We start from the raw sequence: 14,545 nt of genomic DNA on the forward strand, positions 1-14,545 counted from the left end.
TTGACTATTGGCTATTTAGGTCCAAATGGATCGTTCACATCACAAGCAGCAGCATATTTTGCTTCTGAATCATCGATAATTAGCTATTCATCTATTGCTACTTGTTTGCGTGCTTTAGAAAAAAATGAACTTGATTATGCAATTGTTCCTGTTGAGAATTCTATTGAAGGAACAGTTAATGTTGCTATTGATTTTATTTATCATCATTTAGCCGTACCGATTCAGTGCGAATTAGTTTTACCTATTCACCAACAATTGATGGTACATCCTAATTTTAAACATTCTTGGCAGGATAATATTGTCAAAATAGTGTCACATCCACAAGCATTGGCACAAACGCAAACTTTTTTAGCTGATAACTTTCCTCATAGTCAACAATTAACTACCGAATCAACGACTAGTGCCTGTGAATTAATAGTAAATCATCAGGATGACTGTTGGGCTGCTGTTGCTTCTAAGGCAGCATCTGAAGCTTTTAATCTGACAATTGTTTGTTCGGACATTCAAGATAACCAAAATAATGAGACGCGTTTTTGGTTATTAGGAAAAGAAACATTTAAGCTTACCGATAAGTCGAGTTGTTTTATCCGGCAAACATTAGGTATTAGTTGGTCAAATAATCAACCTGGAGATTTACATCGTATATTGTCTGTATTTAGTTGGCGACAAATTGATTTATCGAAAATTGAATCGCGACCATTACGAACTAAATTAGGTGAGTACTACTTTTTAATTGATATTTTGGTTGATAATCCGAGACTTATTGATTTAGCACTTGAAGAATTAGCCGCTTTAGATTGTGATATTAAAATTTTAGGAACTTATCCTGTTTATTATGGAGAAAATAGTTAAAAATTTGTCAAATTTTTTAATAAGAGCATTGTATTTTAATGCAAAACGTCTATGCTATGGTTATATGTCTTTAAATTAATAAGTGAGGTACTGAAATGACGAAAATGACACGTATGGATCGACATAAAAAATCGGAAGAGATAGACCGTTCTCCACAAGAACAGAGTTCGAATCTTAACAAGGAAGTTAATAAACATAATGTTTTAAAACAAAATCCAAAGAAAAAAAAGAAACGAAAAAAAGGAAAAGGTTGCTTGTTTTTCATTTTTATTCTTTTACTTATAAGCGTTCTTTTTAGTGTTGGTATGTATGCTAAAGGATATTTTTCAGCGAAAAATGACACGGTACACTATCCAACTGAAGTGACCGATTTCAAAGGACAGAAAGCTTCTGATGGTTCAGTTAATATATTATTGCTTGGTAGTGATTCTAGAGGAGAGGACCAAGGTCGTTCCGATTCGCTTTTAGTCTTTCATTATAATAAGCGTGACAAACAACCAAAGTTAATTTCTATTATGCGTGATACTTTTGTACCGATACCAACTAAGGATGGAGTAGAATATAATAAGATTAATGCGGCATATTCTTATGGGGGTCCTGAATTAGTTCGTCAGACGATTACTAATACATTTGGTATTCCTATCCAATATTTTGCTGTTGTGAATTTTGATTCGTTTCCCAAAATCATTGAGACACTCGCACCGCATGGGTTAAAAATTAATGCGGAAAAAGACTTGGAAGTTGAAGGGACAATAATTAAAAAAGGGCCTCAACAAATGAATGGTTTAGAAGTTCTGCAATATTCTCGTTTCCGTAAAGATGCTGAAGGTGATTTTGGTCGAGTAAGGAGACAACAACAAGTTTTAGAGGCTTTAGTTAAACAAGGATTAAGCCCACTAAATGCTTGGCGTTTACCTGAAGTAGTTGGTAAAGTCCAAGGCTACACTGAAACAGATATTCCATTTAATCTTTATTTATCTTTGGGGACTAGCTATTTATTTAGTCGACACAAACCGCTAGATATTTTGACTGTACCAGTGGCTAATTCATGGAATGATGGGTACTATGATTATGCTGGCAGTGTGTTAGAAATTGATGAAGCGACTAATAAAGAAGCGGTTTCAGCCTTCTTGAACAAGTAAAAATACCGGAACTGGCTTTACTTTGTGCCTTTGGAACTTTATAATGTAGTTTGACTATTATTTGACTTAGTAGCTTAAAGAAATTGAGGATAGATAATGAAAACTGCAATTATAACAGACAGTACTGTTTTTTTAACTGAGAACTATAAGAAACGAGATAATTTATTTGTTATCCCGGTTCCTTTAATTATGGATAATCGCGTCTATCTTGAAGGAGTCGATATTCACCCAGATGGCTTTTATGATTTATTGAAGGATGCTGACGAGTTGCCTAAAACATCTCAACCTGCCATTGGTGAGGTTTTAGATTTTTACGAATCATTGGCTAAGGAAGGTTATGAAGCAATTATAAGCATTCATATGTCATCTGGTATTTCTGGTTTCGTGACGACATTGCAAACCCTTGTCAATGAATTATCAGACATTAAGGTTTATCCTTTTGATTCATTAATCACTAGTGGTCCTATGGGTAAATTAGTTGAGATGGCGCTAGATATGACAGCAATAGGTTTAGAGCCAGAAAAAATTGTTCATGCGCTTTCGCAAGCTCGTGAGTTTATTGAAGGTTATATTGTTGTTGATGATTTAAACCATCTAGTACGTGGTGGTCGTTTAAAAAATGGTGCGGCAGTCATTGGTACTTTATTAAAGATTAAACCAATATTATCATTTCAAGATGGTAATATTGTGTTAACTGAAAAAATAAGATCACAAAAAAAAGCCTTAAACCGAGTTCGCGAAATCGTATTAAACGATATTTCTTCATTGCCGCAAGATAGTACTTTTTATGTGATTCATTGTAATAATCGTGACGTTGCCCAGCAGGTAATGGATGAGTTGTTATTAGAAGATGCGTCATTAGATGTCCATCTTTGTGACTTTGGGCCTGTTATCGGGGCACATTTAGGTGAAAAATCTATCGCAATCGGTGTTGCGCCGAAAACGATCAAAGGCTTAATTTAATTGTTAAGCCTTTTTTATGTATGAATTAATTATGTTGTCTAATTAGTAAAAGGAGAGGGTGGCTATATGATACCTAGTATTCATAGAGACAGTAAAATTATTGTCGACTTAGTGGCAATCAAACAAAATATAAAGAAAGAATTAGCGCGTTTAACGAATAGACAAGAAATGTTTGCAGTGGTCAAGGCCAACGGTTATGGACATGGTTCGATACATGTGTCTAAAGCAGCAGTAGAGGCTGGTGTTTCAGGATTTTGCGTATCTAATTTAGATGAAGCAATCGAGCTAAGAAATAATGGTATTCAATTACCAATCTTAATTTTAAGCTATGTTGCTCCGGAATATGTTGAATTGATGGTTGACTATGATTTAAGTGTAACGTGTCCCAGTTTAGATTGGCTGATACAAGTGAATCGGATAATCAAGCAATTAGATTTAGCGAAACCATTAGCGATACATGTCAAAATTGATACGGGTATGGGACGAATTGGTTTTAGATCACAAGAAGATATGAGTCAAGCAATGGCAATCATTGATAATAATCCTGATATTTTATTGGAAGGATTATTTACACATTTTGCTACAGCTGATTCAGTTTCTGAGGAACATTTTAATTTACAAAAAGAACGTTTTACAGTTGCTAGAGCACTCTTCCCAGAAAAGATACGCTATGTGCATACAGCAAATTCTGCAACAACGTTATGGCATGATGCGTGGGGAAGTAATATGATTCGTTATGGTGATGCGATGTATGGCTTAAATCCTTCTGGTAATGAATTAGTCGAGCCTTTTCCTTTGAAACAAGCCCTGAGTTTAGAAACAACCTTAATTCATGTCAAAAAAATTGAAAAAGGTGAGAAAGTTGGTTATGGGGCAACTTATGAAACAAAAACAAATGAATGGATTGGGACGCTACCAATTGGCTATGCAGATGGATTACGTCGAAGATTTCAAGGTTTTGAAGTTTTAATTGATGGTCAACGTGTTCCTATCATAGGTCGCGTTTGCATGGATCAATGTATGATTAAATTACCAAAATCCTATCCTGTTGGAACGAAAGTAACTATTTTCGGTACGAATCAGCACCAGTTTAATAGTATTCAATCAGGTGCTGATTATATTGGTACCATTAACTATGAAATTACATGTGGCTTGTCCGACCGGCTCCCACGGGAATTTATTGACAACACATGTGGTGAAATGGAGGGATAAGTCCTTTGATAGCTTCCTATCTCAATATTTTAGTAATTTTTGCGATTATTTGTTTAGGCTATATCTTAACATGGAAAAAATGGTTTGATAACCGTATTGCTGATGTCTTTTCAAAATTAGTCTTGAATATTACACTTCCATTAAGTATGTTTTTAAATATGACTCAAAAATTTACTAAAGCGGAATTTTTAGATTTATTCAAGGGTATTTTATTACCTTTTGTGTCTATTTTAATTACATTTATAATTAGTTTTATTTATGCTAAGGTAACTAAAGTTCCCATAACTAGAAAGGGAACGTTTCAGGTCATGTTTACAGCTGCCAATACTATTTTTATGGGATTACCTGTTAATATGGCAGTTTTTGGTGAAAAAGCTATACCGTATGCCTTACTGTACTATATTTGTAATACAAGTTTCTTCTTTACGATAGGTATCATGCTAATTGCAAAAGATAATCCGGATGTAAAAAAAAGTCATACAACGTTTAATTTTAAAAAATTTCTTAAAAAATTGTTGTCACCAGCTTTATCTGGATTTATCGTGGGAATTCTCTGGTTATTGACAGGAATTGATGTGCCAAAACCGATTATCGATTTTTCGAGTTATTTAGGAAGTATGACAACAGCTTTATCTTTATTTGTAATTGGTATTATCATTTATCAAACTGGAGTTAAAAATATACGATTGACAAGGGATGTCGTAGGTGTTCTTATCGGACGGTATGTTATATCCCCTCTAGTTGTTTATCTGCTGTCTTTTATTATTCCTGTTCCTAGTTTAATGTTAAAAGTGTTTATTTTACAGTCCGCAATGCCTGTTCAAAATTCAATGCCAATTTTAGCCCGTGGTTATGGAGCAGATGAAAAATTTGCGACATCGAGTCTAACTTATTCAATATTTACCTATTTTATTTTTATTTTAATCTTACTTGGCATCTTTTTTTAGGTGAGTATGATATAATGCCAAAGTGTAGAATTACAAGAAAGAAGGTGGACGCATAATGAATCAATTTACAGACTATCAATTAGAATCGTTTATATTAGATGCATTAGCAGAAAAAAACTTTACCACACCAACCGAAGTACAAAGAAAATTAATTCCAGTGATTTCAAAAGGGAAGAGCGTTGTTGGTCAATCACAAACAGGATCAGGAAAGACGCATACATTTTTAATTCCTTTAATGAATAAGCTTGATTTAACCAAAAATGATGTACAGATCATTGTTACAACGCCTAGCCGAGAACTAGCTGAACAAATTTATCAAGCAGCGCTACAAATTGCCAATCATTCAGAAACAGAGTGCCGCGTAGCAAGTTATGTTGGTGGAACAGATAAAAAACGTCAGATTGAAAAATTAAAACATCAACAACCACACGTAGTTGTTGGGACGCCAGGACGTATCTTAGATTTAATTAATCATCAAGCGTTAAAAACATATACAGCTAAAGCTTTTGTTGTCGATGAAGCTGACATGACATTAGATATGGGATTTTTAGAGGACGTTGACCAAATCGCAGCAACTTTACCGAACCATTTACAAATGCTCGTTTTCTCAGCAACTATTCCAATTAAATTACAACCGTTCTTGAAAAAATATATGGAAAATCCTGTAGTTGAACATATTAAACCAAGTTCTGTTATCTCAGATGACATTGAAAATTGGCTGATTTCAACTAAAGGTCAAGATGTTAATCGTTTGGTTTATAACATTGTGACAGTTGGACATCCTTATTTAGCCATGATTTTTGCAAATACTAAACAGCGAGTGGACGAAATCGCTAATTATTTGAAAGAGCAAGGCTTAAAAGTGGCAACTATCCATGGTGATATTCCACCACGTGAACGTAAACGAGTAATGAAGTCAGTCCAAAACCTAGACTATCAATATGTAGTTGCGACCGATTTAGCTGCACGTGGAATTGATATTGAAGGTGTTTCACACGTCATTAATGCTGAAATTCCGAATGATTTAGAATTCTTTATTCATCGTGTTGGACGGACTGGACGTAATGGATTAAAGGGAATTGCTATTAGTTTATACGAGCCAGCAAATGAAGAGCAAATTGCTGAGTTAGAAAAAATGGGAATTACTTTCCAACCTAAAGTGTTAAAACAAGGTGAATTCGTCGAATCATATGATCGAAACCGCCGAACAAAGCGTGAAAAAACGCAAAAACAATTAGATACTAAGATGGTTGGACTGGTTAAGAAGAAAAAGAAAAAAGTTAAGCCTGCTTATAAGAAGAAGTTGAAATTTGCAATCGCTGAAAATGATAAACAGAAGCGAAAAGTTGAACGTAGACAGACTGAACGTTCAAAACGTAAGTCACGTAAGCAAGATTATTAAGCAATATGAAACTGGCATTCTAACTAGAATGTCAGTTTTTTTAGGCAAAAAAATAAAGGCATATTCTCCATTTCAGGGGATATGCCTTTTCAACAACAGCTGGATTCGTCCACGATAGATTACTCCTTAATTAATTGTTTTAATTTTAATTTAGCTTCTTCAATAGAGTTACCTTGCGCAGAAAGTAATTCATTATTTGCATCATAAACAATGAAAATATTGCTATCTGTATCTAAAGTTACTCGATATTGAAATTGTTTGTTGTTACTATATACCATAGTCATTCTCCTTTCGTACTAAATACTACTATAAAGGCAAACGTTACGGTAACAAAATTCCATAACTAAATATACCACGTTATTAAAAGATACGCAAGTTTTTGTTCTCAGAAAATTTTCAGACAAATAAATTAAATAGTTCTTTAAAAAATCATAGTAATCCGATAGAATGAAAGGTGAGTTTCAGTTAAATTAGACAGGATGAGAGTGGAAAAATCATGATTTACTATAGTGTTGGGTGGATAATGACCATCATTGGTATATTGTACGTAGTACTACCATCAAAAAAAAGACATTTTAAATATGGTTATCGTACAAGTCGTGCACGTTTAAGTGACGCAACGTATCGGTATGCTCAAAAGTATGCGGCAAAAGTGTTTTTAATAATTGGTTTGATAACCTTAGCTATTGGATATATACTTAAGTTAAGTGGCTTAACTAACTTTTTTATTATTGAATTAGTCACAATTTTTATTCCTATAATGATAGCCTTTTATCAAATTGAAAAAAAATTACAAACATTTAACGATCAGTTGGATGATAACGAAAAAGGAGAAGATGAAGATGAAACTTTTAATGATTGAAGATAATGAATCAGTATCAGAAATGATGCAAATGTTTTTTTTAAATGAATCATGGGATGTGACATTTAAACATGATGGGAAAGAAGGGCTAGATGCATTTTTAGAAACACCTAGCTCTTGGGACATTATTACCCTCGATTTAAACTTACCAACAATGGACGGTATGGCTGTTTGTCGCGAAATTCGCAAAGTATCCTCAACTGTTCCTATTATTATGCTAACAGCTCGTGATTCGGAAAGTGATCAAGTGATTGGGTTAGAGATGGGTGCTGATGACTATGTAACCAAACCATTTAGTCCGCTAACCCTAATCGCACGTATTAAAGCTTTACATAGACGTGCTGGATTAGTTGATGGCAACGACGAACAACAATTAAATGATACTGGTGAATTTGATGTAGTAACTGAACACTTCAAAATGAATACGAAGACACGTGAAGTCTTTTTAGATGATCATCCGATTGATGGTTTGACACCGAAGGAATTCGATTTATTGTTAACATTGGCTAAAAAACCACGCCAAGTATTTTCTCGTGAGCAATTACTTGAGTTAGTATGGGATTATCAATATTTTGGTGATGAACGAACGGTTGATGCACATATTAAAAAACTACGCCAAAAAATTGAAAAAGTTGGGCCGCAAGTTATTCAAACTGTTTGGGGTGTCGGATATAAATTCGATGATTCTGGAGTTCAAATCTAATGAGGTACTTAATACAACAGATGATTGCCTTTTTTGTCATTATCTTGCTTGTATTGATTGTTTTTGGTGTGTCGTTTACACAATTTACGCGAACGACCGTCAAAGAATCTGCTTATGAGCAACTAAAAGGCTATTCGGAAACGGTATTGTCAAATATTCAAACATTTGATTGGACTTTAGGTGAGTCATTAAGCACGACACAAACTATTTTGCGCCATCAAAATGTGGGCTTTTATGTGTTGGATGATGAAATGAAAGTGACTTATCCAGAAGAAAAAAAGAGCGAATTAGTAAAGATGTCATAAGTAAACAAGAATTAACTGAGTTAAAAGATGGTCAACCGTTAACTAAATTAATTAATGATAAAGATTTATCTGGTAAACATATGACAATGGCAGTATATATGCAGCCACTATTTTCGACTAATTTTAAATTTGAGGGCATTCTTTTAGTTTATCAACCGGGTAGTAACATTGATAAGGGTGTTAGTTCCTTAACACAAAATTTATTTAAAGGTTTTATCTTATCGACAATTATTGCAGTAATTATTAGTTATATTTTCGCAAAATTTCAAGTTAATCGGATTAATCGAATGCGTAATGCAACGAAAGAAATTGCTGCTGGTAATTTTGATGTCCATCTAAATGTACGTAATAAAGACGAATTAGATGATTTAGCAGAAGACTTTAACCGAATGGCAGTAGCTCTTGAAGAGTCACATCAAGAAATTGAGCGCCAAGAGGAGAGACGGCGCAACTTTATGGCTGATGTTGCACATGAGATGCGGACGCCACTGACTACAATTAATGGTTTGATCGAAGGGCTATCTTATAATGCAATACCAGAAAATCAAAAAGAGAAGTGCCTGACATTAATGCAAAATGAAACCCGTCGTTTAATTCGGTTAGTAAATGAGAATTTAGATTATGAAAAAATTTTAACAAACCAAATCAATATTGCCATTCAAAAAATTGATGCAACAGCTGTTTTAGAAACTATTATTGATCAATTATCTAGTAAAGCGAGTGACAAAGGTGATAAACTAATTTTGGAAACAAATATACCGATTGAATTATATGCTGACTATGACAGATTCGTTCAGATAATGGTTAATATTATTACGAATGCGATTCAATTTACTGAGAATGGACAAATTAAGATTAAAGTCTTTCGAGGTTATTTAGAATCAACAGTTGAAATATCGGATAATGGTATGGGCATGAGTGAGGAACAGCAAAAAAATATTTGGGATCGTTATTATAAAGCGGATCCTTCACGAAAAAATACAAAGTATGGAGAATCGGGATTAGGTTTATCAATTGTCGATCAATTAGTTCGTTTACATGATGGGCGTATTGAAGTTGATAGTGAATTAGGTGAGGGAACAACATTTAGTATTACATTTCCTGACCATTTAGATGATGTTGATACCGGAATGACCGATAAAACAATTTAATAACTAATAAAAAAGACTGCCGTTTATTTGGCAGTCTTTTTTATTAGTTTAGTACTATTTATGGCTAGCATATATTAGTTCATTAAGAAAAATTTTAGCTGGTTGTGTAATCGTTTGTTCATTATTTGAGACAATATAAAAATCTTGTTTCGCGTGAAAGCGATTAATATTAATTGTCGATAAAGTACCTGATTTAATATCATCTGCTACAGATGAATGATACACAAAAGAAATACCATTATTGTTTTTTACAAAGGATTTTATTAAATTAATATTACCTACAGTATATAGTTTTGGAATGTCGCTTATTTTCATATTTAATTCATTTAATTTTTGTTCTAGAGACTCAAGTGAACCTGCACCTTTTTCTCGTATATAGACAGTTGATGGGTAGATATCTTGAATATTAATAGTCTTATTTGCCAAAGGATGTTTTGGAGAACAAATTAGAATTATTGTGTCATGACAAAATTTTTCACGTCGTAATGAATAGTCATTAACTGGACCAGAAATTAAAGCGATATCAATTTGTCGTTTTTTCAATGAATGGATTAGTTGTTTAGTATTATCAACATATAAAGAAATTTCAGTATTTGGGTAGTCTTTTTTATAGATTTCCAATGACTTGCATAGTAAATACTCTCCGATAGTCTTACTTGCACCGATATTTAAAACAGTTTTTTGGTTGAAATCAGTTTTTATTTTATCGATTTCAGCTATAATACGTTTGATTTTTTCATATAAGTACAAACCCTCATCAGTAATAATTAGTTTTCGATTTTTATAACTAACTAGTTGCACATTCAATTCTTTTTCAATATATTGAATATGTTTCGTTACAGCAGGTTGTGTAAAATTGATCAATTCAGCAGTTTTAGTATAACTTTTAGTTTCCACTAAATTAACAAATGTTTTATAACGATAATCCAACAAATTAATTGCCCCCTTTTCTTTATTATACAGCATTTTTTTAAATAATATTAATAAAAATGATAACGTTTATAAAATTTAGTTATAGTTATATGCCAAATAGTTATTTCATTTTTAATTTAGTATACGTTATGATGATTGTGTAATGATTAACAAAAGGAGGAACAAAAATGGAACAATCAAAAAGTGAATTAGAAAGTACTGTCAGTTATGTCCAACCAATTGTTGCAACTTTGATTGTGATTTTACTAACAATATTTGCCAGTTATCTATATGGACAAAAAGCAGTACTAGCACTTCAACTTTTATCTGGAGGATTACTTGGAGCAGTATTAACAAGATCTAGGTTTGGTTTTGCTGGCGGCATAAAACGAATTTATGTCAGAGGAGAAGGTAGTTTAACTAAAGCGTTATTACTGATGGCAATTATTACGATGTTTTTATTTTTAGGTATTCAGTGGTATGCGGCTCAAAATGGTGCTGTACCTGCTTTTATTGCTACTGAAGGACAAGATGTTATTCCAGGAACACAAAATGTTCATTTTGCAAATCTTGCAACGATTATCGGTGGGATGATGTTTGGAATGGGTATGATTTTAGCAGGAGGTTGTGCATCGGGAACACTAACAGACATGGGGGAAGGTGAAGGTCGAGCAATGTTCGTTTTTCTTTTCTTCATAATAGGATCGGCGCCAGGTGAATTAGCACGTTTTAATTTTGATACTACGACGTTAGGTAAGATTGGCTTGCGGAGTTATTTACCTGATAGACTTGGTTACTTTGGTGCGATAATGCTTTCACTCGTTATTATTGGCTTTATCTATTGGTTAGTTGTTAGTTATGAAAACAAACGTAAACGAGAAGGAACATATAGTCATCCAAAAGGTGATTGGGAAGAATTTGAGAAGCCTTTAAAAATTGATGACCAAACAGAAAAACGGTTTCTTAGCTATGCGACTTATCATCGCTTTTTTGTTGAACGATTTACATTTACAACTGGAGCAATTTTAGTTGCTATCATCTGTACCTTTATTCTATTAACGACACATAAAGCGTGGGGTGTGACTTCAGCTTTTACTAAATTAGAAGTAGCTATTTTACAACCTCTTGGGATTGAGTTTAATTCTCCAGCATTTACTAAAATTGTGGAAGATGTTAACAAAGGTTTGTTGCTAGACGGCGGTACAATTCGTAACTTTGGGATTATTTTAGGCTCGGCAGTAGCATTCCTATTTGCCAATCGTTTTAAATTTGCAATGGCATTAAACAAAAAAGATTTGCCGTACTTTATCATCGGTGGTTTAATGATGGGATTTGGGGCAAGATTTGCTAAGGGCTGTAATGCTGGTGCTATGTATTCAGCTATTTCAACATTTTCATTATCAGGTTGGGTGTTTACCTTTGCTATGGTAATGGGTGGCTTAATTAGTTTGAAACTATTTGCAGGTAAAATGTCATTGATACCTGCTAGTAGAAAAAATAAAAAAATTTGATATCGGAGGAATAAAAAATGAGTAAACGTGTGTTAATCGTTGGTGGAGTAGCTGGTGGTGCATCAACAGCTGCTAGAGTTCGTAGAATAGATGAGTTTGCTGAAATTGTAATGTTTGAGAGAGGACCGCATGTATCTTTTTCTAATTGTGCATTGCCATTTCATTTGAGTGGGATTGTTGAAGAAGCAGATAATTTAGTACTAATGTCTCCTGAAGTGTTTCATAAGCAATATAATATTGATGCTCGTGTTAATCATGAGGTTATTCAAATCAATCCTAAACAACAAACAATACTCGTGAAAAATACGCTTACTGGTGAAGAATTCAGTGAACATTACGATGAACTCGTTTTGTCGCCGGGAGCAAATCCAATTTTACCAAATAGTATCAAGGGAATTGGATCTGACCATGTCTTTACGGTAAGAAACGTCTCAGATATTGATAAAATAAAAAAATATTTAGACCATCATAATATTCAAGATGTTGTGGTTGTAGGTGCTGGCTTTATTGGCATTGAAGTGGCAGAAAATTTAAAATTAGATGGTAAAAATGTCACGATTATTGAAGCGGCTAGTCAAGTTATGCAACCATTTGATAATGATTTTGCACAAATTTTACATAAAGAAATTATTGATCAAGGCATTGAGCTCATTTTAGAAGATGCTGTCCAAGAAATCTATTCGAATAAAGTAATTTTAGCATCAGGTAGAGAAGTCCAAACAAAAGCAGTTATTATGGCGATTGGTGTTACACCAGAAACTCGCTTAGCTAAGGAAGCTGGTTTAGATATTGGTATTACGGGTGGTATTAAAGTTAACCAACATTATGTAACTTCGGAAGAACACATTTACGCAGTTGGTGATGCTATTGAAGTGACTCATTTTATTACTAGAAAACCAACACGCTTAACATTAGCAGGTCCGGCTCAACGTCAAGCGCGTGCTGCTGCTGACCATATGTACGGGAAAGCACATCGTAACACAGGTGTTATCGGCTCATCAGTTATTCAATGTTTCGACTTGAATGCTGCTTCAACCGGTTTAACGGAACGTGATTGCAAACGTGAGGGAATCGCTTATCAAACAGCGTATGTTATTCCAAAAGATAAAGTTGGTTTAATGCCTAATGCGCGGCCATTGTTCTTTAAATTAATTTTTGCTGATCCATCAGGTGATATTTTGGGTGCACAAGCGATTGGTGAAGGAAATGTTGATAAACGTATTGATGTGATTGCGACAATGATTATGAATCATGCTAATTTAGAAGATTTAAAAGAATTAGAATTATCCTATTCACCAATGTTTGGTACAGCAAAAGACGTTGTTAATATGGCAGCTCTTGTAGGATTAAACGTATTGAATGGTGAATACAAACAAGTACCTGTAACAGAAATTCGCTCATTGGTTGAATCCGGAGCCTGTATTATTGATGCACGTGAACCAGGTGAATTTGCAGAAGGTCATATCAAAGGAGCAGTTAATATTCCGTTTAGTGAATTTAGAGAGCGCTTAGATGAAATACCAACTGATCAACCTGTTTATGTTCATTGCTTGTCAAGTCAACGTAGTTATAATATGGTTAAAGCGTTAAATATGCGTGGCTTCTATAATGCTGTTAACTTGCAAGGATCATTCTTAGGCTTGTGTGTATATGAGTATTTTACTGATCAAATAACTGGTCGTGAACCAATCGTCACAGCGTATCGATTTGATTTATTATAATAAATTAGGGGAACGTTAGAACCTTCTGATGTTCCCTTTTATAAATAGATAGGATATGAAAACTATGAAAACAAAAAATAAATACACGTTTTTAACATATATAACCTGGATGGTCATTCTTTGTGTCTGGTTTTTATTAACGAATCGAGAATCCGTGTCGTCCAGTCTGTTTCCATCACCGTCTCAAGTCTGGCAAGCATTTGTGATGATTATGACTGAAGGATATAATGGAACATCATTTTGGAAACATGCGGGGATTAGCTTGTACCGTTTAAGTCTCTCATGTCTACTAGCATTAGTTACAGCAATTCCTTTAGGTTTGTTAAGTGGTTATTTTAAAGCGTTTCGAGCAATCATTGATTCTATCGTACAATTTTATCGTCCCCTTCCACCACTAGCCTATTATACTCTATTAATTTTATGGTTAGGAATTGATGAATCTTCTAAAGTGACGTTATTATTTTTAGCTGCTTTTTCTCCAATTTATTTAGCGTGTGTTTCAGCTGTAGGGTCAATCAATCCTGATTATATTTATAACGCTGAATCGTTGGGTGCATCAAAAAAAGCAGTATTTTTCACAGTTGTATTGCCAAGTTGTTTGCCCAATATATTTACGGGATTACGGACAGCTGTAGGTGTAGCTTATACGACCCTCGTTTCTGCTGAAATGATTGCAGCAACCTCAGGAATTGGTTGGATGGTGATTGATGCCTCTCGTTATTTAAAAAGTGATGTGATGTTTGTCGGTATTATTATAATGGGGATTACGGGCATTTTACTAGATATGATGTTGCGACTATTAGAAAATCATTTTGTATTTTGGAAAGGAAAAGAAGACTGATGATAATTAATAAACGACTCA

At 33.9% G+C, this 14,545-nt stretch carries 13 protein-coding genes and 1 pseudogene; 12 read left to right on the top strand and 2 right to left on the bottom strand.

What is annotated here, in order from left to right:
• The 6 genes from pheA (at nt 1) to BW732_RS00235 (ending at nt 6,518) form a co-directional block, all read left to right on the top strand.
• Nucleotides 1–852 carry a prephenate dehydratase gene (pheA, locus tag BW732_RS00210; protein WP_077274898.1) on the top strand — a complete coding sequence of 284 codons (852 nt, stop codon included), beginning with the start codon at nt 1–3 and terminating at the stop codon, nt 850–852.
• A 95-nt stretch (nt 853–947) separates the two neighbouring features.
• Complete coding sequence (locus BW732_RS00215) at nt 948–1,994, top strand: LCP family protein (protein WP_228414947.1); 1,047 nt, start codon at nt 948–950, stop codon at nt 1,992–1,994.
• A gap of 96 nt (nt 1,995–2,090) precedes the next feature.
• Nucleotides 2,091–2,957 carry a DegV family protein gene (locus BW732_RS00220; protein WP_077274899.1) on the top strand — a complete coding sequence of 289 codons (867 nt, stop codon included), beginning with the start codon at nt 2,091–2,093 and terminating at the stop codon, nt 2,955–2,957.
• A 66-nt stretch (nt 2,958–3,023) separates the two neighbouring features.
• The gene (alr, locus tag BW732_RS00225; protein ID WP_077274900.1) at nt 3,024–4,169 is read left to right on the top strand and encodes an alanine racemase; all 1,146 of its coding nucleotides are present in this window, start codon (nt 3,024–3,026) and stop codon (nt 4,167–4,169) included.
• A 5-nt stretch (nt 4,170–4,174) separates the two neighbouring features.
• The gene (locus tag BW732_RS00230) at nt 4,175–5,116 is read left to right on the top strand and encodes an AEC family transporter (RefSeq protein WP_077274901.1); all 942 of its coding nucleotides are present in this window, start codon (nt 4,175–4,177) and stop codon (nt 5,114–5,116) included.
• A gap of 55 nt (nt 5,117–5,171) precedes the next feature.
• Entirely contained in the window at nt 5,172–6,518 is a 1,347-nt protein-coding gene (locus BW732_RS00235; protein WP_077274902.1) for a DEAD/DEAH box helicase, read from the top strand.
• Nucleotides 6,519–6,637: 119 nt separating this feature from the next.
• Here the strand turns inward: BW732_RS00235 and BW732_RS11450 are convergent, their stop codons facing one another.
• Nucleotides 6,638–6,796 carry a hypothetical protein gene (locus BW732_RS11450; RefSeq protein ID WP_162494390.1) on the bottom strand — a complete coding sequence of 53 codons (159 nt, stop codon included), beginning with the start codon at nt 6,794–6,796 and terminating at the stop codon, nt 6,638–6,640.
• Between the two features lie 218 nt (nt 6,797–7,014).
• On the opposite strand from BW732_RS11450, the gene BW732_RS00240 reads away from it, so the two are divergent.
• The 3 genes and pseudogenes from BW732_RS00240 (at nt 7,015) to BW732_RS00250 (ending at nt 9,539) form a co-directional block, all read left to right on the top strand.
• Nucleotides 7,015–7,380: an SdpI family protein gene (locus BW732_RS00240; RefSeq protein WP_077274903.1), complete on the top strand. Its 366-nt coding sequence runs from the start codon at nt 7,015–7,017 to the stop codon at nt 7,378–7,380.
• A complete protein-coding gene (locus tag BW732_RS00245) occupies nt 7,361–8,083 on the top strand; it encodes a response regulator transcription factor (RefSeq protein ID WP_077274904.1) in 723 nt (240 codons plus the stop codon). The genes BW732_RS00240 and BW732_RS00245 overlap by 20 nt, the downstream gene beginning before the upstream one ends.
• Nucleotides 8,083–9,539 (top strand): annotated as a pseudogene (locus BW732_RS00250) (ATP-binding protein). Before BW732_RS00245 ends, BW732_RS00250 begins: the two are co-directional and overlap by 1 nt.
• Nucleotides 9,540–9,593: 54 nt before the next feature.
• Here BW732_RS00250 and BW732_RS00255 read toward each other — a convergent pair.
• On the bottom strand, nt 9,594–10,472 hold the full coding sequence (locus BW732_RS00255) for a LysR substrate-binding domain-containing protein (protein ID WP_161485484.1): 879 nt from the start codon (nt 10,470–10,472) through the stop codon (nt 9,594–9,596).
• Between the two features lie 167 nt (nt 10,473–10,639).
• On the opposite strand from BW732_RS00255, the gene BW732_RS00260 reads away from it, so the two are divergent.
• The 3 genes from BW732_RS00260 (at nt 10,640) to BW732_RS00270 (ending at nt 14,524) form a co-directional block, all read left to right on the top strand.
• The gene (locus BW732_RS00260; protein ID WP_077274906.1) at nt 10,640–11,962 is read left to right on the top strand and encodes a YeeE/YedE family protein; all 1,323 of its coding nucleotides are present in this window, start codon (nt 10,640–10,642) and stop codon (nt 11,960–11,962) included.
• Nucleotides 11,963–11,979: 17 nt separating this feature from the next.
• Nucleotides 11,980–13,683 (top strand): FAD-dependent oxidoreductase, encoded by a 1,704-nt coding sequence (locus BW732_RS00265; RefSeq protein WP_077274907.1) that lies wholly within the window; start codon nt 11,980–11,982, stop codon nt 13,681–13,683.
• A gap of 64 nt (nt 13,684–13,747) precedes the next feature.
• Nucleotides 13,748–14,524, top strand: coding sequence for an ABC transporter permease (locus tag BW732_RS00270; protein WP_077274908.1), 777 nt, complete (start codon nt 13,748–13,750; stop codon nt 14,522–14,524).
• The last annotated feature ends 21 nt before the right edge of the window (nt 14,525–14,545 follow it).

This window comes from Vagococcus penaei (assembly GCF_001998885.1).
GTDB classification, from domain to species: domain Bacteria; phylum Bacillota; class Bacilli; order Lactobacillales; family Vagococcaceae; genus Vagococcus; species Vagococcus penaei.